This window comes from Aliagarivorans taiwanensis DSM 22990 (assembly GCF_000429505.1).
GTDB classification, from domain to species: Bacteria; Pseudomonadota; Gammaproteobacteria; order Enterobacterales; family Celerinatantimonadaceae; genus Aliagarivorans; species Aliagarivorans taiwanensis.
Genome location: NZ_AUBZ01000002.1, coordinates 238,375 through 259,857 on the forward strand (window position 1 = coordinate 238,375; position 21,483 = coordinate 259,857).

The 21,483-nt window shown below is 54.8% G+C and carries 24 protein-coding genes; 12 read left to right on the forward strand and 12 right to left on the reverse strand.

Going from position 1 to position 21,483, the window contains the following annotated elements:
* Positions 1-3: 3 nt before the first annotated feature.
* From ctaD to G462_RS0102690, 3 genes are read left to right on the forward strand one after another with little or no spacing between them, the layout of a single operon-like run.
* Positions 4-1,596, forward strand: a complete 1,593-nt coding sequence (gene ctaD, locus G462_RS0102680; protein ID WP_026957608.1) for a cytochrome c oxidase subunit I — start codon at positions 4-6, stop codon at positions 1,594-1,596.
* Positions 1,597-2,160 (forward strand): cytochrome c oxidase assembly protein, encoded by a 564-nt coding sequence (locus G462_RS0102685; RefSeq protein ID WP_026957609.1) that lies wholly within the window; start codon positions 1,597-1,599, stop codon positions 2,158-2,160.
* Positions 2,157-3,032 carry a cytochrome c oxidase subunit 3 gene (locus G462_RS0102690; protein ID WP_026957610.1) on the forward strand — a complete coding sequence of 292 codons (876 nt, stop codon included), beginning with the start codon at positions 2,157-2,159 and terminating at the stop codon, positions 3,030-3,032. The genes G462_RS0102685 and G462_RS0102690 overlap by 4 nt, the downstream gene beginning before the upstream one ends.
* Before the next feature lie 16 nt (positions 3,033-3,048).
* Here G462_RS0102690 and G462_RS0102695 read toward each other — a convergent pair whose 3' ends face one another.
* Positions 3,049-3,252: a DUF2909 family protein gene (locus tag G462_RS0102695; RefSeq protein WP_026957611.1), complete on the reverse strand. Its 204-nt coding sequence runs from the start codon at positions 3,250-3,252 to the stop codon at positions 3,049-3,051.
* A gap of 55 nt (positions 3,253-3,307) precedes the next feature.
* Between G462_RS0102695 and G462_RS0102700 the strand changes: the two genes are divergently transcribed.
* From G462_RS0102700 to dinF, 5 genes are all read left to right on the forward strand, one after another.
* Positions 3,308-3,964: an SURF1 family protein gene (locus tag G462_RS0102700; RefSeq protein ID WP_026957612.1), complete on the forward strand. Its 657-nt coding sequence runs from the start codon at positions 3,308-3,310 to the stop codon at positions 3,962-3,964.
* Positions 3,964-4,509 carry a hypothetical protein gene (locus G462_RS0102705; RefSeq protein ID WP_026957613.1) on the forward strand — a complete coding sequence of 182 codons (546 nt, stop codon included), beginning with the start codon at positions 3,964-3,966 and terminating at the stop codon, positions 4,507-4,509. The genes G462_RS0102700 and G462_RS0102705 overlap by 1 nt, the downstream gene beginning before the upstream one ends.
* Before the next feature lie 9 nt (positions 4,510-4,518).
* Positions 4,519-5,520, forward strand: coding sequence for a COX15/CtaA family protein (locus G462_RS0102710; protein ID WP_026957614.1), 1,002 nt, complete (start codon positions 4,519-4,521; stop codon positions 5,518-5,520).
* The gene (gene cyoE, locus G462_RS0102715; RefSeq protein WP_026957615.1) at positions 5,495-6,403 is read left to right on the forward strand and encodes a heme o synthase; all 909 of its coding nucleotides are present in this window, start codon (positions 5,495-5,497) and stop codon (positions 6,401-6,403) included. Before G462_RS0102710 ends, cyoE begins: the two co-directional genes overlap by 26 nt.
* Positions 6,404-6,481: 78 nt before the next feature.
* Positions 6,482-7,825 (forward strand): MATE family efflux transporter DinF, encoded by a 1,344-nt coding sequence (gene dinF / locus G462_RS0102720; RefSeq protein ID WP_026957616.1) that lies wholly within the window; start codon positions 6,482-6,484, stop codon positions 7,823-7,825.
* On the opposite strand, the gene trmL is transcribed toward dinF, so the two are convergent.
* From trmL to G462_RS0102735, 3 genes are read right to left on the reverse strand one after another with little or no spacing between them, the layout of a single operon-like run.
* Positions 7,807-8,271, reverse strand: a complete 465-nt coding sequence (gene trmL, locus G462_RS0102725; protein ID WP_026957617.1) for a tRNA (uridine(34)/cytosine(34)/5-carboxymethylaminomethyluridine(34)-2'-O)-methyltransferase TrmL — start codon at positions 8,269-8,271, stop codon at positions 7,807-7,809. The two genes, dinF and trmL, sit on opposite strands and share 19 nt — an antisense overlap.
* 29 nt (positions 8,272-8,300) lie before the next feature.
* The gene (locus tag G462_RS21565; protein WP_051326477.1) at positions 8,301-9,698 is read right to left on the reverse strand and encodes an ATP-binding protein; all 1,398 of its coding nucleotides are present in this window, start codon (positions 9,696-9,698) and stop codon (positions 8,301-8,303) included.
* Between the two features lies 1 nt (position 9,699).
* The gene (locus tag G462_RS0102735; protein ID WP_026957618.1) at positions 9,700-10,383 is read right to left on the reverse strand and encodes a response regulator; all 684 of its coding nucleotides are present in this window, start codon (positions 10,381-10,383) and stop codon (positions 9,700-9,702) included.
* A 159-nt stretch (positions 10,384-10,542) separates the two neighbouring features.
* Here G462_RS0102735 and G462_RS0102740 point away from each other — a divergent pair, with 159 nt between their 5' ends.
* From G462_RS0102740 to cysE, 3 genes are all read left to right on the forward strand, one after another.
* The gene (locus G462_RS0102740) at positions 10,543-11,001 is read left to right on the forward strand and encodes a Spy/CpxP family protein refolding chaperone (protein WP_026957619.1); all 459 of its coding nucleotides are present in this window, start codon (positions 10,543-10,545) and stop codon (positions 10,999-11,001) included.
* A 103-nt stretch (positions 11,002-11,104) separates the two neighbouring features.
* Positions 11,105-12,007 (forward strand): cation diffusion facilitator family transporter, encoded by a 903-nt coding sequence (locus tag G462_RS0102745; protein WP_035476511.1) that lies wholly within the window; start codon positions 11,105-11,107, stop codon positions 12,005-12,007.
* Between the two features lie 51 nt (positions 12,008-12,058).
* Positions 12,059-12,829, forward strand: coding sequence for a serine O-acetyltransferase (cysE, locus tag G462_RS0102750; RefSeq protein ID WP_035476580.1), 771 nt, complete (start codon positions 12,059-12,061; stop codon positions 12,827-12,829).
* Positions 12,830-12,947: 118 nt separating this feature from the next.
* Here the strand turns inward: cysE and G462_RS0102755 are convergent, their stop codons facing one another.
* A complete protein-coding gene (locus G462_RS0102755; protein WP_026957622.1) occupies positions 12,948-13,172 on the reverse strand; it encodes a DUF1653 domain-containing protein in 225 nt (74 codons plus the stop codon).
* Between the two features lie 113 nt (positions 13,173-13,285).
* Here G462_RS0102755 and G462_RS0102760 point away from each other — a divergent pair, with 113 nt between their 5' ends.
* The gene (locus G462_RS0102760; RefSeq protein ID WP_026957623.1) at positions 13,286-13,492 is read left to right on the forward strand and encodes a cell division protein ZapB; all 207 of its coding nucleotides are present in this window, start codon (positions 13,286-13,288) and stop codon (positions 13,490-13,492) included.
* Between the two features lie 29 nt (positions 13,493-13,521).
* On the opposite strand, the gene rraA is transcribed toward G462_RS0102760, so the two are convergent.
* The 7 genes from rraA to priA form a co-directional block, all read right to left on the reverse strand.
* Entirely contained in the window at positions 13,522-14,010 is a 489-nt protein-coding gene (gene rraA / locus G462_RS0102765; RefSeq protein ID WP_026957624.1) for a ribonuclease E activity regulator RraA, read from the reverse strand.
* 125 nt (positions 14,011-14,135) lie between these two features.
* Positions 14,136-15,467, reverse strand: coding sequence for an ATP-dependent protease ATPase subunit HslU (gene hslU, locus G462_RS0102770; RefSeq protein ID WP_026957625.1), 1,332 nt, complete (start codon positions 15,465-15,467; stop codon positions 14,136-14,138).
* Positions 15,468-15,480: 13 nt separating this feature from the next.
* Entirely contained in the window at positions 15,481-16,011 is a 531-nt protein-coding gene (hslV, locus tag G462_RS0102775) for an ATP-dependent protease subunit HslV (protein ID WP_026957626.1), read from the reverse strand.
* Positions 16,012-16,145: 134 nt separating this feature from the next.
* A complete protein-coding gene (locus tag G462_RS0102780; protein ID WP_026957627.1) occupies positions 16,146-16,448 on the reverse strand; it encodes a PilZ domain-containing protein in 303 nt (100 codons plus the stop codon).
* A gap of 249 nt (positions 16,449-16,697) precedes the next feature.
* Positions 16,698-17,258: an SPOR domain-containing protein gene (locus G462_RS0102785; protein ID WP_026957628.1), complete on the reverse strand. Its 561-nt coding sequence runs from the start codon at positions 17,256-17,258 to the stop codon at positions 16,698-16,700.
* 2 nt (positions 17,259-17,260) lie between these two features.
* Positions 17,261-19,012, reverse strand: a complete 1,752-nt coding sequence (gene argS / locus G462_RS0102790; RefSeq protein ID WP_026957629.1) for an arginine--tRNA ligase — start codon at positions 19,010-19,012, stop codon at positions 17,261-17,263.
* A gap of 192 nt (positions 19,013-19,204) precedes the next feature.
* The gene (gene priA, locus G462_RS0102795) at positions 19,205-21,397 is read right to left on the reverse strand and encodes a primosomal protein N' (RefSeq protein ID WP_026957630.1); all 2,193 of its coding nucleotides are present in this window, start codon (positions 21,395-21,397) and stop codon (positions 19,205-19,207) included.
* Positions 21,398-21,483 lie beyond the last annotated feature (86 nt).

Sequence of the window (21,483 nt, forward strand, 5' to 3'; positions counted from 1 at the left end):
ACCATGAGTAGCATTAGCGACGTGCAAATCGACCACGATGATCATCACCACGCTCCACCCAAGGGGCTGATGCGCTGGGTATTAACCACCAACCACAAAGACATCGGTTCGATGTACCTGTGGTTCAGTTTTGCGATGTTTTTAACTGGCGGTGCCATGGCTATGGTCATTCGCGCCGAACTGTTCCAGCCCGGGCTGCAGTTTGTTGAGCCTAACTTCTTTAACCAAATGACCACGGTGCATGGCCTTATCATGGTATTCGGTGCGGTAATGCCGGCCTTCACCGGTTTGGCTAACTGGCTGATCCCAATGATGATTGGCGCACCCGACATGGCCTTGCCGCGGATGAATAACTGGTCGTTTTGGATCCTACCCTTTGCCTTTGCCATCTTGCTGGCTTCGCTCTTTATGGAAGGCGGCGGTCCCAACTTTGGTTGGACCTTCTATGCGCCATTGTCGACAACCTACGCGCCAGACAGCGTGGCGCTGTTTGTGTTCTCGGTGCATATCATGGGTATCAGCTCGATTATGGGGGCAATCAATGTGATTGTGACTATCATGAATATGCGCGCTCCGGGTATGACCTACATGAAGCTGCCGCTGTTTGTGTGGACCTGGCTGATTACCGCCTTCTTGCTGATCGCAGTGATGCCGGTGCTGGCCGGGGTGGTGACCATGGTGCTCACCGATAAGTTCTTTGGCACCTCCTTCTTCGACGCCGCAGGCGGCGGTGATCCGGTCTTGTTCCAGCACATCTTCTGGTTCTTCGGTCACCCCGAGGTGTACATCATGATCCTGCCTTCGTTTGGGATCATCTCGGCAATTGTGCCGGCCTTCTCACGTAAGAAGCTGTTTGGCTATGCCTCTATGGTTTACGCCACCGCGTCTATCGCTGGACTGAGCTTTATCGTGTGGGCCCACCATATGTTCACCACCGGTATGCCGGTGCAGGCAGAGCTGTTCTTTATGTACTGCACCATGCTGATCTCGGTGCCCACCGGGGTTAAGGTGTTTAACTGGGTGGCGACGATGTGGCGCGGTGCCATCAGCTTTGAGACACCGATGCTGTTCGCGCTGGCCTTTATTGTTCTGTTTACCATTGGCGGCTTCTCCGGATTGATGCTGGCAATTACCCCGGTGGACTTCCAATACCACGACACCTACTTCGTGGTGGCGCACTTCCACTACGTGCTGGTGAGCGGTGCCATCTTTTCGATTATGGCAGCCTGTTATTTCTGGTTGCCCAAGTGGACCGGCAAGATGTACGACGAAGGCCTGGCCAAGCTGCACTTCTGGTGCTCGCTGATCTCAGTCAACGTGTTGTTCTTCCCGATGCACTTCCTCGGCTTGGGCGGGATGCCACGGCGGATCCCCGACTACGCGCTGCAGTTTGCCGACGTGAATGCCATTGTCAGCCTTGGTGGCTTTGCCTTTGGCCTATCGCAGCTGATTTTCCTAGCGGTGGTGATCAAGTGCATCCGCGGTGGTGAGCCGACCACGGCGAAGCCATGGGAAGGTGCCGAAGGGCTGGAATGGGATCTGCTGCCTGCCAAGGCCCCTTATCACAGCTTCTCTACCCCACCCGAGGTTAAGTAGATGAGTGCCCATGCGCCACTGGTAAAACGCCTGATAGTGGTGGTGTTCGCCATGTTTGGCTTTGGTTTTGCCTTGGTGCCGCTGTATGAGGTGTTCTGCGATATCACCGGCATCAATGGCAAAACCGACAATGTTGCCAGTCAAGCGGCCACCGAGCAGGATTTGAGTCGCAAGGTGACGGTCGAGTTTATCAGCTATGTGCCCAACCAGCTGGCTTGGCAGTTTGAGCCAAAGGTTAAGCGGGTTGAGGTCTATCCGGGTGAGTCGATGCAGATTGAGTTCATCGCGGCCAATCAAAGCCGCGCGGTGGGAACGGTGCAGGCGGTACCCTCGGTGAGCCCGGGACCGGCGGCGACACACCTGAAGAAGGTCTCCTGCTTCTGTTTTGAGCAGCAGACCCTCTCGCCCGGCGAGCATCAGGATATGCCGCTGCTGTTCTACCTCGACCCTGACCTGCCAGCGCACATCTCAACGGTGACGCTGGCCTATACCCTTTTTGATGTGACTCCCGAAACCACGCTCAAGGCGTCTGTGGATACAACTGAAGATGGAGCTAAGTTATGAGCCAAGCGCACGACAATTACTACGTACCAGCCCAGAGCATCTGGCCCATTGTTGGTGCGGTCGGGTTGTTCTTGATCGCCAGCGGTGCCGGCTTCACGGTACAGCAGCTAGATAGCGAACAAGGTTGGGGCGTATGGGTGTTAAGCCTCGGCGTGGTGGTGATCATTGCCATGTTGTTTGGCTGGTTTGGCAATGTGATACAAGAGAGTATGAGCGGCCTCTACAGCGAGCAGATGGACAGATCGTTCCGTCAGGGGATGAGCTGGTTCATCTTCTCGGAGGTGATGTTCTTTGCCGCCTTTTTTGGCGCGCTGTTCTACGCGCGCATGATTGCAGTGCCTTGGCTGGGCGGAGCCAGCAACAATGCGATGACTGCAGAGGTGCTGTGGCCCGAGTTTGAAGCGATTTGGCCACTAATCAAAACGCCGGACGGCACCACCACCCAAGCCATGGGCTGGATGGGCCTACCGCTGATTAACACTCTGATCTTGGTGACCTCTTCGATAACGCTGCACTTTGCCCATGTGGGTATGGAGAAGGATCAACGCAAACCGCTCAAGCTTTGGCTCTTTATTACCTTGGTGCTCGGCTTTGCGTTCTTGGTGTTGCAAGTTGAAGAGTATATCCATGCCTATCAGGAGATGGGGCTGACTCTGGATTCCGGCATCTATGGCAACACCTTCTTCCTGCTCACCGGTTTTCACGGGATGCACGTGACCCTCGGGGTGATCATCCTAACGGTGATGTTCCTGCGGATCTTAAAAGGTCATTTCACCGGTAAGCAGCATTTTGGCTTTATGGCGGCCAGTTGGTATTGGCACTTTGTCGATGTGGTGTGGCTGCTGCTGTTTGTGTTTGTCTACATCTTGTAAGTGTGCCGCGGAGCAACTAGTAAGGGCGCGGGTTGGGCTGGATCCAACCCACCACAACTGCGGCTAGCAACAACAACAGTACCAGTACCGAGAACAGTAAACGAAAGCCCAGATGACGTGACATCTGATGCTGGCCACCTTTCAACATGGTGCGTAAGGCCAAGAACATATTGACTATCACGATAGCCAGCAGTGCAACAATGATTAGCTTGAGTAGCATGGCAAATCCTTTTGGGAGGACGCGGTTGAAACGGATTTGGTGGTTCCTTTTACTTATGTTTGCGTTGATCGCGCTAATGGTCAAGGCCAGTGTTTGGCAGTGGCAGCGTGCGGCGGATAAACAACGTCTGCTCGATGAGTATCAACTGGCCAGCAAGCAAAATAGTTCTTGGGAGCAAGTCCAGCGCCATGGTCCAACACGTTTTCAATCAGTGGATATACGGGCAGCGCAAGCGGTTGGGCCTTTTATCTACTTGGACAACCAGATCCAGCACGGACAAGTGGGCTACGACGTGTACCAGGTGTTCGCCACCAACTACTCACCGGTGCTGGTGCGCTTGGGCTGGGTAGCCGCGGGCAGTAACAGGGCGCAGTTGCCGATGCCGCCAAGCATGCTCGGCTTTCCTGCTACCTTGCGGCTGCGCGAGCGCTCACAGGCGCTGATGTTAGATCAGCAGTACTGGCTGGAGCGCTTCGATCAAGGTTTACGCGTACAGTCGCTCAATATTCCCCGTATTGCTGAGCAACTAGATATGGCTTTACCCGGGTATTTTCTTGATACCCAACTCGATTTTGACCCTGAGCAGTTGGTCTCTGTATCGCCTGCCAAACATAAGGGCTATGCAGTTCAGTGGGCGCTGATGGCACTAACCGCAGTGTTACTCAGCTCGGTATTTTTACGTCGTTCACGATTTCTACGAGGGATGAAGTGATGAATGAAGTGACGGACTCTGGTTCTGTAGTTAGCGCTGAACAGCGCGCAAAGGGGCGACGACAACTGCTGCTGGTGGCGGCAGTGTTTGTGCTGCCGATACTGCTCGCGTGGTTAGTGTTGAAGTTTCAATGGTTTGAGACCGGGGTGATGAGCCACGGTGAGTGGGTCGACCCTCCCATGCAACTGGACGGTTACCCATCAGGTAAATGGGGGCTGGCAAAAATAGAGCCCCGCCTTTGCAGCGAAAGCTGCCTTGAGCAGCGGGAGTTGTTGCAGCAAGTATGGCTATCGCTAGGCGCCGCGCGACAACAAACCGGCCTATGGGTTATCGCTGACAGCGAGCCCGCCAACCTGCCGGAAGGTGCTCAGTGGCTAGCATCATCGCCAGTGCCTGCTGAGTTTGCCGGTTCTGAGCCCAGCTGGTTGGTCATCGACCCTAAGGGTTGGGTAATCCTCAGCTACCAGCCCGAGCTTGGACATGAGCATCTGAAAGGCTTGGTTGCCGATGTGAAAAAGCTAGTCAAGTTGTCGCGGTTTAAGTAGGGGGAAGCTATGAAGCAAGCATTATTCGGTTCGTTATTGCTGGCTGTAGTGGTGATTGGCTTAGGCGCCTTTACTCGCCTGACTGATGCCGGGTTGGGCTGTCCCGACTGGCCGGGCTGTTATGGCCAATTGGCAGTGCCCTCCGACTCGTCGCAAATAGCCAAAGCAGAACAGGCTTACCCCGAGCGTCCCTTTGAAGCGCATAAGGCGTGGAATGAAATGGTGCATCGCTATTTTGCCGGCAGCCTCGGTTTGTTGGTGTTTGTGCTAACCGTGATGGCATGGCGCCGCAAACAGCGGGCTGGTTTAGCACTGTTAGCGACTGCGGTGATCGTATTTCAAGCTGCATTGGGGATGTGGACGGTAACCCTCGGCCTTATGCCCTTGGTGGTGATGGGGCATCTGCTTGGGGGCTTCTCCATGCTGAGCATCTTGTATTTGTGGTACCGCACTAGCGATGGTGGGCTGAGCCTGCCTGGTAGACGAGCCTGGCCGGTCTATCTCGGTATGCTCATCTTGGTGGGGCAAATCGCTCTTGGCGGTTGGACCTCGGCCAATTACGCAGCACTATCCTGCCAGGGCCTGCCCGTCTGTCATGAGCCTTGGACCGAGCAATATCGTTTGGATGCCTTTCATCCCCTGCCGCAAAGCGAGCGGGGCGATTACGAGTTTGGTGTATTGAGTCATCAGCAACGCGTGTCTATCCACGTTACCCATCGGATCTGGGCAGCAGTCACCGCCGCCTATTGGTTGTTACTGTGCTTGAGCTTGCTGCAAACACGAAATCCAACAAACCGCGCGGCGGCTACGGTGCTGACTTTGCTGTTTTGCCAAGTGGGCTTGGGTGTGGCGAATGTGCTTTGGCAGATCCCGCTGGGCGTAGCGGTCGCCCACAATTTAGGTGCCGCGCTGTTACTTCTTAGTGGCTGGGAGCTGCTGCTGAGCCACTCGCGACAAATCGTTTCAACATCGAAGGAGGTGGTGCATGGCACGTATTCACATTCAGCCTGAGCAGCTAGCTTTAGCTATCGATTGGCGTGCTCTGCTGGCCTTAACCAAGCCGAAAGTAGTGGCGCTGATTGTGTTGACCTCGGTAGTGGGTGCCTGTCTGGCAACCGCTGGGCTACCACCTGTGATGCCCTTGCTGCTAGGTAACATCGGTATCGCATTGATGGCTGCCGGAGCCGCGGCGTTTAACCACTGTATCGACCACGAAGCCGACGCCCGGATGGCGCGCACCATGGGTCGGCCTCTGCCGCAGGGCTCGGTTCCGATGGCGTTGGCGCTAAGCTGGGCTTGTGCCTTATCGCTACTTGGATTCGTCCTGCTGTATGCCCTCGTCAATCCGCTTACCGCATGGCTGACCTCTGCATCGTTGGTGGGCTACGCGGTGGTGTATACCTTGTGGCTCAAGCGGGCTACTCCACAGAATATCGTGATTGGCGGCATGGCTGGTGCCTTGCCACCTTTGCTAGGCTGGACCGCCATTAACAACAGTATCTCGGCTGAGCCCCTGCTGCTGGTGATGATCATCTTTACCTGGACGCCTCCGCACTTTTGGGCGCTGGCAATCGCTCGGCGAGAAGATTACGCCAAGGTGGATATACCCATGCTACCGGTGACCCACGGCGTGCAGTTTACCAAGGTGCTGATCCTGCTTTACTGCGCCCTGTTGTTCGCGGTGTGTTGGCTACCCTTTCTGATTGGCATGAGTGGCCTTATCTATCTAACCGCAAGCTTGCTGTTGAATTTACGCTTTAGCCAGCTGGCTTGGCGCTTGTATCGCGACCCCGAGCATCGCAATGCGATGCCACTGTTTGGCTACTCCATTGTTTACTTGCTAGCAATGTTTGTGGCTTTGCTTGCCGATCACTGGCTGCTGGCCTTGATCTGATGTAAACACAGCGCTATTCGATTGTTCTAAAGGGGCGGCAGTTCTACACTGTAGCCCCTTTCTCGTCGTGTAGAGTCTATGAAAATTCAACAGCTTGGCGTGATCTTGAGTATTGCACTGCCAATGATGCTGTCTAACATCACCGTTCCTCTGCTAGGGCTAGTTGATACTGCGGTGATTGGCCATTTGGAACATAGTTACTATCTCGCTGGCGTTGCGCTGGGCTCGATGGTGGTGACCTTGGTTTACTGGTTGTGTGGCTTCCTGCGTATGGCGACAACCGGGCTATGTGCACAGGCCTATGGCAGTGGCTCTCGCGAGCGGATGTTGCAGATCTTGGTCAATGCCTTGTTCTGCGCCTCTTTGATTTCTTTGCTACTGCTGGTGTTGCGCGCGCCACTTATCGATTTTGCCCTTAGCTTGGCTGGCGGTTCGGCTGAGGTGCAGCAGCAAGCACGGGGCTATATCGGTATTCGTATCCTCAGTGCCCCAGCAGCGCTGGCCAACCTAGCACTGCTGGGCTGGATGCTGGGGATGCAGAGCGCTAAGGCCCCGATGTGGCAGCTGATTGTGACCAATACCCTGAATATTGCATTCGATCTCTTGCTGGTTGTGGGCTTGGACATGAAGGTCGAAGGTGCAGCCTGGGCCTCGGTGATGGCTGATTATTGTGGCTTGGCGATGGCGCTGATGTTGAGCCGAAAGCTGTGGCTCGCGCAATGGCAACAACTCCCCAGCTTCAAAGAGTGCCGAGCGGTATTTAACTGGCTTGGCTTGCGTCAGCTACTGGCGCTCAATCGCGACATCTTTGTACGTTCGATGGCGCTGCAAGCCTGCTTCGCGTTTATGACTTTTAAAGGCTCTCATCTTGGCGACCATGTGGTGGCGGCTAATGCAGTGCTGCTGAACTTCTTACTGTTTGTTTCGTTCGCGCTCGATGGGCTGGCCTATGCGGTTGAAGCTTTGGCTGGCAAAGCAAAGGGCGAGGGTGACGAGGCGAGCTTCCGCCAGTTAGTGCGCTCCTGCATGCTGCTAGCAGCTTACTGCGCAGGGGTGTTTAGCCTCGGCTTTGTGGTAGCAGGTGATCAGCTAATTGCATTACTCACCGACTTGCCGGAAGTACGTTCTACCGCACAGCAATACTTAAGTTGGTTGCAGTTATTACCGGTACTGGCGGTCTGGTGTTTCGTGTTGGATGGGGTGTTTATTGCTGTTGCTGAAGGGCGGGCAATGCGCAACTCGATGCTTATCGCCAGCTTAGGCGTATTCTTTCCACTGTGGTGGCTCGCCCAAGATTGGGGAAATCATGCGCTGTGGCTGGCAATGTCAGGCTTTATGCTCAGCCGCGGTATTGGCTTGGGGCTGCTCTACCGCCAAGCCATAGCCCGTCGGCGCTGGTTTAATCAGACTGCGCCGGGATAGCCTAGTTGGCGCCATGCTTCATACACGAACACCGATACCGCGTTGGATAGGTTCATACTGCGGCTTTCTGGCAACATTGGGATACGCAGACGCTGAGCGGGAGGTAAGCTCTCGATAAGCTCCGCTGGCAAGCCGCGGGTTTCCGGGCCGAACATTAAGTAGTCACCTTGCTGGAAGGTAAATTCGCTATGAAAGCCGCTGGCTTTGGTGGTGCAGGCGAGTAGGCGCGCCGGTTGCTCGCTATCGAGAAAGGCCTGGTAATCGCTGTGGCGTTTGACCTCGGCAAACTCGTGATAGTCGAGCCCAGCGCGGCGGACTTTCTTATCGTCCCAGTTAAATCCCAGTGGCTCGATAAGATGAAGCTTACAGCCACTGTTGGCCGCCAGGCGAATAATCGCACCGGTGTTCTGGGGAATTTCAGGTTGATAAAGGACGATGTTGATCATGCTGGCCGCCGGTTAACTAAAACAGGCGGCTATTTTAGAGGCAAGCGGATGGTGACTTCCAGCCCTTTATCCTCGCCATTGCTTGCGGCGATCTGTCCGCCATGCTGGCGAATAGCGGACTCGGCAATCGCCAGCCCCAGACCGACCCCGCCGCTGTCGCGATCGCGTGCCTCATTGCTGCGATAGAAGGGGCGGAAGATGTTCTCTAGCTCATGGCTTGGCAGCCCCGGCCCATCGTCACTCACCGTTAAGCTCAGCTCGAACTCGTTGTGCTCGAGAGTGAGGCGAACCGTTGACTCGGCATATTTGAGCGCGTTGCGGCAGATATTCTCGATGGCGCTGCTTAAAAGTTCGGGGTAGGCGACTAGCTCGATACCTTGCGACCCAATAGCTTTTGGATAATGGGCAAAGAACTGTTTGCCCAGTTGCTCTGCTTCAAACTGACAGTCACTGGTAAGCGGGTTTAGCAGCTCTTCAAGCTTAAGGTGTTGCTGCTGGGCATTGATCTGCATTCTCGACAGCGACAGCAAGGCGGCAATCATCTGCTCTAGCCGCTGGGCTTCGCGCTCGATGCGCTGCACTTCGCTGGTGGTTTCGCCTTGGCGTTTTTTGTGTAGTGCCAGCGCCATGTTCAAACGGGTCAAGGGTGAGCGAAGCTCATGGCTGATATCGCTTAGCAAGCGGCGCTGGTTCTCGATGGCTTGGTGAAGGGTGACTACCATGCGGTTGAGGCTGCCGGACAGCCGGCCGATCTCATCACCGCGGCTAAACTCTGGCAGTGGGGTATCTAAGTGGCCCAGCGACACTTGGTTAGCAGCTGATTGCAGCTGCTTGAGCGGCCTGACTAAGTGGCGAGTGAGTAGCATACACAGACCGATGCTCAGTATTATCGCCACTCCCCAAATCAGCTCAGGTGCCACCGCTAAACGGCGCAGCGACGCCGCACTGGTGGGGCTGACCGGGCGCTCCAAATAAAACAGATAGTCCTGGCCGCTGATCTCCACCGAAATCGGGCCGAACAGGATCAATTGATTGTTGCGCGGCTCGCCGTTTTCTCCTCGAGGCTCGCCTCCGCGGTGCTCAATGATCGACAGCTTAGGGACGCCAATTTGATCGTTGGTGGCGATAAAGCGGCGCATATGTCGGGGGACTTTTGGGGTATTAATACTGACCCCTTGTTCGTTAATCAAGAACGGTCTGCCGAAGCGGCGCTGGAACTCACGGCTTGGCCGGGGAGTGATTGACAAGGGGTCGCCTTCAATCCGCTTAGCGGCGTTGTGCAGGGTTCGCACTGCCCAATCTGGCGCTTCCATATTCTCGGTGTTGGTGAGTTTAATCAGGCCGATGGTGATCACCGCGGTAATCACCAAAATTCCCCAGAAGGTCAGGAATATCTTAACGAACAGGTTGTTTACCAAGCGATTCATACTACCAATCCAACCAGATATAGCCCTTGCCACGCACGGTTTTGATGCGAGGATTGCCATCGGCCCGCTCGGGGATCTTTTTGCGTAGGTTACTCAGGTGCATATCGATGCTGCGATCGAAGGCCTGCAGACGTTTGCCCAATACCGCCATGTGCAGGCCGGCTTTGTCTTGGATCTCGCCCGGGTGAGTGAGTAGCTGCTGAAGAAGCAACAGTTCGGTGCCGGTCAGGTCCAGCTCTTGCTCATTGCAGTAGGCTTGCTGTTTGCTCGGCAGTAAGCGAATGTCTTGATGGCATAGCTCATCGCTAGGGGCGTTCGAGTTGCTTTGCTGGGTACGGCGTAATATCGCGCGGATCCGAGCGAGTAGTTCCCGTTCGCTAAAGGGTTTAGGCAGGTAGTCATCGGCGCCAAGCTCTAAGCCGACAACTCGGTCGATCTCTTCGCCTTTGGCGGTGAGCATTAGAACCGGCTGGTCACTGTCTTTGCGCAGTTTCTTTAACAGCTCGAAGCCGTTCATGCCGGGCATCATCACGTCCAGCAGTACCAAATCGAAACGCTGTTCTTGCAAGCGCTGAAAACCGCTGTTGCCGTCATTGCATACTTCACAGCTAAAGCCTTCCAGCTCCAGCAGCTCGCTAACCAACTCGGTCAGCTCTTTGTCATCGTCGATAATCAGCAGGTTCACAGGTTACCCCTTATGGTGTTTTCGAGGTTTATAGTACCGCGAGTGGCATTCCTGAGGTTAGTGTAAAGTCTCCTTTTACACAGCTTTACACAGCCTTGGCACTAGTTTGCAGTGGGGAAGTTAGGATTGGTAGCGTCACTTTTCAACGAGGTTTAGGCAATGAAAAAATCGATTACTACTGCAGTTCTGGCTTTGAGTTTGGTTGTTCCATCGGCGTTTGCTGCGGGTGGTCAAGAGCGTGGCCATGGCCCAGCGATGAAGGTGTTTAAACAGCTAGACTTGAGCGCGGAACAGAAACAGCAAATCCGCGACATCATGCAGGCTAATCGCCCGGCTGATCGTGAACAAGCGAAACAGCAGCGCAGCGAAATGCGCGATGCGCAGCGCGCCCAGCGCCTGGCACTGATGGAAGCGGAGCAGTTTGATAGCGAAGCGGCAGAAAGCTTGATTGAGCAGCGCCAAGCGCGTCAAGCGGAGCGCGAGCTGCGGATGCTGGAGATTCAACACCAGATCTATCAAGTGCTCGACGACGAGCAGCAGCAGAAGTTCCAGCAGCTACAAGCTGAGGGGCCACAACGTGGTGGCAAGAAAGGTCGTGGTGGTAACTGCCAGAGCTAAATTCTATTCAGCAAAGGGGCGAATAGCCCCTGTTCCTACCGGCATATCTCCTCAGTGGTGACATGCTATACTGCCCAGCACGCTCGAGTATCAAGGACGTGCCGTGGGCAGCTTTCAATATAAGCGTCTGGTGACGATTGCAACCTGGACTGCAACCCTGGTCGCCACCCTGCTACTAATCATCAAAAGTATCGCGGTGTTTTACACCGGTTCGGTCAGTATCTTGGCGTCGATGATCGACTCGCTAATGGATATCGGCATGTCGGTGGTGAACCTACTGGCAGTGCGCTATGCCCTGCAGCCGCCAGATAGCGAACATCGTTTTGGTCATGGCAAGGCCGAGCATCTGGCGGGCCTTGCTCAAGCGGCGTTTATCAGTGGCTCCGGCTTGATGCTGATCTACACCGGCGCGAACAGTATCCACCGCCAGGCGCCCCTTGAAGGTGACTCATTAGGATTGTGGGTGATGCTGGTATCGACCGCATTGACCGTGGCACTGGTTGGATTCCAGCGTTATGTTGTCCGGCGAACTAATAACAGCGTGATCAAAGCCGACTCTCTGCATTATGTGATGGATATCTTGATGAATGCAGCGGTGCTGCTAGCCCTGCTGTTCACCCACTATGGTTGGTTCTGGGCTGATGGCGTGTTTGCCATCATCATCGCACTGTATATCATGGTCGAAGCGCTGAAGATTGGCCGCGAGGCGGTGCAAAACCTGCTTGATCGCGAGTTACCTAAGGAAGAGCAGGCAACTGTTCGCAGCGTGAGTCTGGCGGTTGACGGGGTGCTAGGGGTACATGATCTGCGCACCCGTCAGTCCGGTGCAACGCGCTTTGTCCAGCTACACATTGAGTTAGCCGATGAGTTAAGCTTGTACCAGTCGCACCAGATAGCCGATTTAGTGGAAGAGGCGATTCAGCAGCAGTGGCAGGATGTGGACGTAATTGTTCACCAAGATCCACGGTCTGTAGTGAGCAGTGAACAAAAACAACAGTTTGATTGAGGAAGTAGAGTGGCAAGGCAAAGTAAGAAACAGTATGGGTTAACCCAGTCTCTGACCGAGACGGTGTGGTTACAGATCCGCGATGAAGCCCGCCGTATGGCCGAAGACGAGCCGATGCTCGCCAGCTTCTTTTACTCGACCATTCTGAACCACGAAACCCTGCCTTGTGCCTTGAGCTTCCAGCTTGCCAGTAAGCTTGATAGCACCACCGTGCCAGCGATTTTGCTGCGTGAGTTTATCGAAGAAGCCTTTGTCGAAGAGCCAGAGATGCTAGCGGCGGTGGCGGCGGACATCGTGGCGGTTAAGGATCGCGATCCGGCGGTGCAGTACTATGCGATCCCGCTGCTGTACCTTAAGGGCTTCCATGCGCTGCAAGGTTACCGCGTGTCTAACTGGCTATGGCGCCAAGGTCGCTTAGCGCTGGCCCGCTATATCCAGAACCAGATCTCTACCGTGTTCGCCGTGGATATCCACCCGGCGGCAAACATCGGTAAAGGTATCTTGCTCGACCACGCCACCGGTATCGTGATTGGTGAAACCGCGGTGATTGAGGATGAAGTGTCTATCTTGCAATCGGTTACCTTGGGCGGTACCGGTAAAGAGATGGGCGACCGTCATCCTAAGATACGCCGCGGCGTGCTTATCGGCGCTGGCGCTAAAATCTTGGGCAATATCGAAGTGGGCTGTGGCGCCAAAGTGGGTGCCGGTAGCGTGGTACTCGAGCCGGTGCCACCGCATACCACGGTGGCGGGCGTGCCAGCGAAGGTGGTAGGTACTCCGAGCTGCGATATGCCTGCTATCGATATGGGGCAGAATATCTAACCTAAGAGGTTTGCCGCAGCAAGGTCTGCGGCAGCCAGTTTACTCTTCTACTTTCTACTCTTTTCTTATCCTACTCTTCTCTTACCCTACTCTTCTCTTACCCTACTCTTCTCTTACCCTACTCTTCGTGGAGCAGGGCAAAGCGTGGTACGCGTTTACCACTTTCCAGGGTGACATCTTCAACAAACATCGCCAGTGGCCGAACCCACAACCTACCTTCGCCATAAAGTGGTCGGTAGAGCACCATTAGCTCTTCGGTTTCGGAGTGGATTACGGTGTCGATAACCTGATATTCATTGCCTTTGTAGTGGCGGTAGCGGCCGGGAAGCGGGGCGTGACTCATATTGCTGTATTTCTCATCAGTTGCATTGGCTTTTTAAGTTCTACCCTTGTTGGCATAGCATGACAAGAGTATGCTGCCTGTAACTTCAACGTGGATTGTTTTAGGAGACCTTGATGTCTTTTGATGTATTGGAAAAGCTGGAAGCAAAAGTCCAGGCTGCGGTAGAAAACATTGAATTGCTGCGTATGGAAATTGACGAGCTCAAGGAGCAGAACAGTCAACTCAGCGATGAAAATGGCCGTCTGTTGCAAGAGCAACAAGCATGGCAAGAACGCCTTCGTGCCTTGCTAGGCCGTATGGAAGACGTTCATCCAGAATAGTTCGCTTAAGTGAGCGATGAGCCCGGGCGTTATTCGATATCTAACGGCTCGGGCGAAAGAATCACCCCAGTGGTATCGGCATAGACATGGTCCTCTGGCAAGAAGGTCACCCCACCAAAGTTCACCGGCACATTCTCTTCACCGGTATCGTTTTCCACATCAGCACCCACTGGAATTGAGGCCAGCGCTTGCACGCCTAACTCGAGTTCTTCCAGCGCATCCACATCACGCACACAGCCATAAACGATGATGCCTTCCCATTCGTTTTCTGCTGCGGTTTCAGCAATGCTCAGATCGATCAATGCTCGGCGCAACGAACCGCCACCATCGATCAGTAGCACACGTCCGGTGCCAGGTTCTTGAACCATCTGATTGATAAGACCGGAATTCTCGAAGCACTTGATGGTCGTGACTTCGCCGCCAAAAGAGCTGCGGCCGCCAAAGCTGGCAAACATCGGCTCGACCACGTCGACGGTGTCTGCGTACAAATCGCACAGCTCTGAGGTGTTATATTCCATGATAGCGATCCTAGAAGGTAAGCAAATTACGCTACCAGTATAATCGCTAAGTAGCCGTTTTCAATTGAGAAAACGCAAAGGACGGGAAACTCGGCAGCTGACAGTACAGCCAGCTGCCGGAGGGCTTACAGAATGAAGCGAGTGAGATCTTCGTCAGCAACCAGCTCATCGAGATTTTGGTTCACATAGCTGGCGTCGATGATCACGTTGTCGCCATCTTTATCTGAGGCGATAAAGCTCAGCTCTTCCATCAGCTTTTCCATCACGGTGTGCAGACGGCGGGCGCCGATGTTTTCGGTGCGCTCATTGACCTGCCAAGCGGCGTCGGCGATGCGGCGTATGCCATCGTCGGTGAAGTCGATGTTCAGCCCTTCGGTTTTCATCAGCGCGCGGTATTGCTCGGTCAGAGACGCATTCGGCTCGGTCAAAATCCGCTCGAAATCCCCCGCGCTAAGTGCGCTAAGGTTCACTCGGATCGGCAGGCGGCCTTGCAGCTCTGGGATCAGATCAGACGGCTTAGCTACCTGAAACGCGCCAGAGGCGATAAACAGGATGTGGTCGGTCTTCACCATGCCGTGCTTGGTGCTAACAGTAGAGCCTTCTACCAAAGGCAGTAGGTCGCGCTGTACACCTTCGCGGCTTACATCCGGGCCTGAGGCTTCGCCACGCTTGCAGATCTTGTCGATTTCATCGAGGAACACGATGCCGTGGTTTTCCACCGACTCCAGCGCTTTCTCTTTGATCTCTTCTGGGTTGAGCATCTTGGCGGCTTCTTCTTCCACCATCAGCTTGAAGGCTTCTTTGATCTTCAGCTTGCGCTTCTTGGTCTGGTTGTTACCAGATAGGTTCTGGAACATGCCCTGCAGCTGATTGGTCATCTCTTCCATACCCGGAGGCGCCATGATCTCAACGCCAACCTGTGGCTGGGCGATGTCCACTTCGATCTCTTTGTCGTCCAGTTTGCCTTCGCGCAGTTTTTTGCGGAAGGTCTGGCGGGTGCTGCTCTCTTCTTGGCGCTCTTCTTCGCCGAAGTTATTGCGGGCAGGGGGCAGTAGGGCATCTAGGATGCGCTCTTCTGCTTGATCCTCGGCGCGGAAACGGAACTTCTCCATTTCTTGTTCACGGGTTTGCTTGAAGGCAACATCGGCCAAGTCGCGGATAATGGTTTCCACTTCTTTACCCACGTAGCCCACTTCGGTGAACTTAGTCGCTTCTACCTTGATAAACGGCGCATTGGCCAGTTTGGCCAGGCGGCGGGCGATCTCGGTTTTACCAACACCGGTTGGGCCGATCATCAGGATGTTCTTTGGGGTTACTTCCTGGCGCAGTTCGCTGGGAAGTTGCATACGGCGCCAGCGGTTGCGCAGGGCAATGGCAACGGCGCGCTTAGCTTCTGACTGACCAATGATGTGATTGTCCAGCTCAGATACGATTTCGCGAGGGGTCATCTCAGACATGTTAACTCCTGTCTCAAGCCGTTGCGTCGAGTTCTTCAACGGTTTGATTTGAATTGGTGAACACACAGATGTCGCCGGCGATGCTCAGAGCTTTCTCAGCAATGTCGCGGGCACCTAGTTCAGTGTTTTCAAGTAAGGCGGTGGCTGCAGCTTGGGCAAACGGGCCACCCGAGCCGATGGCGATCAGGTCGTTCTCCGGCTGAATCACATCGCCGTTACCGGTAATGATCAGTGATGCTTCTTCATCGGCGACGGCCAGCAGGGCCTCTAAGCGGCGCAGCATTCGGTCGGTGCGCCAATCTTTGGCCAACTCAACCGCGGCGCGGGTCAGGTGACCTTGGTGCATCTCTAGTTTGGCTTCGAAGCGTTCAAACAGGGTGAAGGCGTCGGCGGTGCCGCCAGCAAAGCCTGCCAGCACGCGGCCGTTGTAGAGGCGGCGCACTTTCTTCGCGTTGCCTTTCATTACGGTATTACCAAGAGATACCTGACCATCGCCTGCGATGATCACTTTGCCGTTACGGCGGACGGATACAATAGTCGTCACGTTTTACCTCATTCTGTGCTCTGGTACGAGTATCACTAAGAAATGGGGCGAGGGAGGGAGTATTTCAAGGAGCGGAGAAAAAAATCTCGGCCCCGGGGAGAGTTGCTAGCTGCAACTCAATAACAACTATGGACTTACTTGGTCAATAAAAAGACGTGGTAGGTGGTAAAGTTTTTGCGGTGACAACGGGAGACTTTGGCCTCGAGCGGGTCGCAATCTGCTTGTTTACTCAGAAAGCGTACGTTGACCTTGGTGCCCATGGTGACTTGGTCAGAAAGCTGTATCAGCATGCCACGGCGTGACATATCAATACACATAGCGTCGATGGCGTGACTTTTGCCCGCTGTGTCGGTCCAGCTGAGTCTCAGTGGTTCTTGTTCAAGCTCGATGCGTTGATCCAATCGGCGGTCAACTTGAGAGAGTTCCACGTTGTCCATGTTGAGATGTCCTTAGAGCTAATGTGGGTCTAAGTCAGGTCTTTTGTCCAGTCGACCAGTTGAAGGCATAGCCTATACAGTTCTGCTCAATATAGATGAGAACCGTCTCAAAAAACCAGCATTTTTATAGCCTTAACTGGAAAATTTAGCCTAACAACCAATTTATAGCGAGATTGCTGCCGAATACCGTGTTTTTATCACTTTTAAGGTGCAACCGAATCCTGACAGCTAAGGGATGGGAGCTAGCTGCTAATCCCAGTTCCAATGCCATATCTGGCAGCCATTGATGTTGGCGCGCTGCAGAGCATGGCGGTCGCGTTCGGCATCGCGTTTGCTGGGATAAGGACCCAGAACTACCCTATACCAAGAACCGTTGCTGCCGTCTGTATGTTTAATATCGCTCTCTAAGCCGGCGAAAGCGATCAAAGCCTTACTTTCTTCAGCTCTGTCTCGACTGCGGAACGAAGCACATTGCATTTGATAGGGGCGACTGGGTTCGCTGCTTTGTTCGGCCACTTCCACTTCTACGCTCTTCTCTTCCAGCTCTTTGACGTAGCGACGCTCTTCAGGCGGTTCGGGAAGCGCTGGGCTATCGGCAGGTTTGAGTGGCCGCTCTGCGGACATGCTCGGAAGCGGCGCCGGCTCAGGCGCACTTCCTTGAATGTTGTAGAGCAAAAAGGCGAAGCCACTGACTGCGGCTACCACAACCAAAGCCAGGCCAAGCGGGAAGCGCTTGGCTTTGGGGGCGGCTTTGGTTTTTTTGGCTCTACGTTTGGCGGGTTTACTACGGCTAACGTAATCCTTGGCCATGCTTACATCCGTTCTAGGGTCTCAATTCCAAGTAGTGACAAGCCTTGGGTGATGACCTGCGCGGTTAGGGCAGCTAAGCGCAAGCGGCTCTGCTGCTGCTGTTCGCTGGCATTCTTAAGGATTGGGCAGGCTTCGTAGAAGCTCATAAAGGCGCCCGCTAACTCATACAGGTAGTTACACATCATGTGTGGCATACCTTTGTTGGCAACACCGTGCACGGTATCGCTGAACTGAATCAGTTTTTGACCCAAAGCAATCTCAGCATCGTGCTCTAGTTCGATGGTTTGAGTCAAGCTGCTAACATCGATATCAGCGCGACGCAGGATCGATTGAATACGGGTGTAAGCGTACTGCAGGTAAGGGGCCGTGTTGCCGTTGAACGCCAGCATGTTATCCCAATCAAAGATGTAATCGGTGGTGCGGTTCTTCGACAGGTCGGCGTACTTCACCGCGCCCATAGCGATGGCTTTAGCGGCTTGTTGTTGCTCTTGCTCGTTCAGGTCGCGCGATTTTTCAGCCACGATCTGCTGGGCGCGTTCTTCGGCTTCGTTAAGCAGGTCTACCAGTTTTACGGTGCCGCCGCTGCGGGTTTTAAATGGACGGCCATCTTTACCCAGCATCATACCGAAGGCGTGGTGCTCCAGTGGCACCTCTTCAGGTACGTAACCAGCTTTGCGCACAATGCTCCAGGCTTGCATCAGGTGTTGGTGCTGACGTGAGTCGATAAAATACAGTACGCGGTCGGCGCCTAGTTGCTGATAGCGGTACTTGGCACAGGCGATATCGGTGGTGGTATACAGGAAGCCACCGTCTTTCTTTTGCACGATAACGCCCATCGGGTCGCCGTCTTTGTTCTTGTACTCGTCCAAGAACACCACTTTCGCGCCGTTATCTTCCACTGCCAGGCCTTGTTTTTCTAAGTCGGCAACGATCTCTGGCAGCATGGCGTTGTATTGGCTCTCGCCCATGGCATCGCTCATCTGCAGGCTCACATTCAAACGGTCGTACACCGCTTGGTTGTGGCTCAGGGTGATGTCGACCAGCTTGCGCCACATGGTGTTGCAGTACTCGTCGCCACCTTGCAGTTTCACCACGTAGTGACGGGCGCGTACCGCGAACTCTTCGTCGCTGTCATAGCGCTGTTTGGCTTCACGGTAGAAGGCTTCCAGATCGCTCAGCTCGATGCTGCCCGCGTCGGTGCCTTGCTTTTCCACTTCTTCCAGGTTGGCGATAAGCATACCGAACTGGGTACCCCAGTCGCCGATATGGTTGGCGCGAACCACCTTGTGGCCCAAGAACTCTAGTGTGCGCACAACGGCATCGCCGATGATGGTCGAACGCAGGTGGCCTACGTGCATCTCTTTAGCAACGTTAGGTGCTGAGTAATCCACCACGATGGTTTGCGGCGCGTCGGCCAGCTTAACGTTGGACTTAGCATCGCGGCTCATGGCATCGAGCTGCTCGCTCAGCCAAGCGTTGTTCAGGTAGAAGTTGATAAAACCCGGGCCGGCAATCTCGGTTTTCTCAACCAAGGTCGATTCAGGCAGGTTGTCGCAGATCAGCTGTGCCAGTTCACGTGGGTTCTTACCGGCTGGTTTGGCTGTCATCAGAGCCAGGTTGGTGGCCAGATCGCCGTGAGCTTTATCCTTGGTTCGGTCAACCTGAATTCGCGGCGCGAGATCCTCTGGCAGGATTTGCTGGCTTTTTAAGGTTGTGACTGCTTGTTCGAGCAGCTGTTGGATAAGCTCTTTCATTGAGAAGTACACCGATTCTGACTGTGAATATTGGAATCGGACATTTTACCGACATTATTTTGTGAAGACTATCTCCTTTAAGCCCGGATATTGCCTAATTTGGTTAATTTCTGGCTTTGCCGGAGATCCTGCTGGTGCTGAGAGGGCTAGTCGCTCGCCATTCCTGCCATGAATGGCTCCGAGAGGCCCTGTCTAGAGCATGTCTTGAGGGTCGACATCGAGCGACCAACGCACTCGGTTGGCACTGGGGAGCTGGTCGATTTGCGGTCGCAAGCGCGCCAGTAACTGATGAAGTGCACGGCGCTGCTCGGCTTGCAGCAGCAACTGCATGCGATACTTCCCCGCGCGCCGAGGTTGCGGGGCCTCGGTAGCGGGAAACACCCAACAACCAAACTGATTGAGTTGCAGGGCTTGCTGATAGCACTGCTCGGCGAAGGCGTTAACCGCATTGGCCTGTGGGGCTTCGAAGCGCAGCAGCGCTTGGTAGTTAAACGGCGGCAGCTGGGTTTGCTGACGCTCGTTCAAGGCAAAGCGAGCGAAGTGTTGGTAGCCGTTGTTGACCAGATCCTGCAGCAGCTCATGTTCGGGGTGGTGAGATTGCAGCAACACCTCGCCAGCCAATTCGGCGCGACCCGCCCGCCCGGCCACCTGCACATAGAGCTGGGCCAGTTTCTCTGCGGCGCGAAAGTCGCTGCTAAACAGTGCGTGGTCGATATCGAGCAAGGCCACCAAAGTGACCTTGGGGAAGTGGTGGCCTTTGGCCAGCATCTGGGTGCCGAGCAGAATAGAGTACTTTTGCTGGTTAATCTTATCCAGCAGCGCCTCTAGGCTGCCCTTGCGGCGGGTGCTATCGCGGTCTATGCGCGCGACCGGGTAGTCGGGGAAGAGTTGCTCTAGGGTATCTTGCACCTGCTCGGTGCCAAGGCCAGTGGTCACCAAGTTGGTCGAGCCACAGTTTTCACACTGATGCGGCACTGGTCGCTGGGAGCCACAGTGGTGACACGCCAGATAACTGGGATTCTGATGCAGGGTGTAGTAGGCATCGCAGCGCGCGCATTCACACACCGTACCGCACTCGTGGCACAGCAGCGCTGGCGCGTAGCCGCGCCGGTTTAAGAACAGCATCACCTGATTACCGGCTTTTAGCTCTTGCTTCATCCGCTTGAGCAACAGGGGTGACATGCCTCCTTGCAAGGGCTGCTGGCGAATGTCTACCAAGGTTTGCTTGGCCAATGAGGCGCGCCCGGCCCGCTGCTTTAGCTCAAGGTGCGAGAATCGCCCAGCCAGGGCATTTTGCAGGGTTTCCAGACAGGGTGTTGCGGAGCCGAGGATCACCGGGGTTTGCTCCAGCTTTCCGCGCACCAAGGCCAGATCGCGGGCGTGATAGCGGAAGCTGTCTTGCTGTTTGAACGAGCTGTCGTGCTCTTCGTCGATCACGATAAGGCCGGGGTGTTTGAGAGGAGTAAACACCGCCGAGCGGGTGCCAATGATAATGGCAGCTTCACCACTGCGCGCTTGCAGCCAGGCCGATAGCCGTTCGTTATCGTTCAGCCCGGAGTGTAGCGCAACGATAGGCACCGCAAAGCGTTTGGCAAAGCGCTGCAAGGTTTGCGGGGTTAGGCCAATCTCGGGAACCATTACTAGCACCTGTTTGCCTTGCTGCAACACGTTGGCAATGGCCTGCAGATACACCTCGGTCTTGCCAGAGCCGGTAATGCCTTCGAGTAGAAAACCCTGAAAGCCGTCGGCGTTGTTGATCGCGGCCACTGCCAGTGCCTGCTCGGTGTTAAGGCGCAGTCCATCTTCGCTTTGTTGATAGTGCCATTGACCCGTTTGGGGAGTGTGCTCTACCTGCTCGGCCAGGTCTTTTTTAGCGAGGCCTTGTAGCGCGGCATTGGCAATATCCTGCAGGCGCAGTTCTGCATTGGTCAGTCCGGGCTCGGCGTGGCGCAGTGCGTTGAGGGCTATCTGTTGCTTTACCGCACGTTTTAAGTCGTTGAGGTCACAGGCTCGGCCTTGCTTGGTTGCTTGCCAATAGCTGATCGGGCTGGGGCGGGCGGGCTCGCCACGGCGCAGCGGTGCTGGGATCGCTTGGCTGAATACCTCGCCAAAGCCGTAGTGGTAGTAATCGCTGGCCCAGCGCAGTAGCTTCCAGATACTGTCGGGTAGCAGTGCTTCGGGCTCAAGGATCTCGGTCAGAGGGCGTAGCTTGTCTTGGGGCACTTCGCTTTGCACATCCAGCTCAACCACCACCGCAATGCGCTGGCTATTGCCAAAAGGCACCTTCACTCGGCTGCCCACTTCAAGGGCGCTAACGCCGCCGGGTAGCAGGTAGTCGAAATACTTAAGCAGGGGAATGGCCAGTGCCACCCGAACGATCTTCACAGGGCATAACTTGTTGGGAAATATCGGCTTATTCTAAACCGGAAGAGGGGAATGTCTAAACTCGATATGTTTAATCGCAAGCTTGG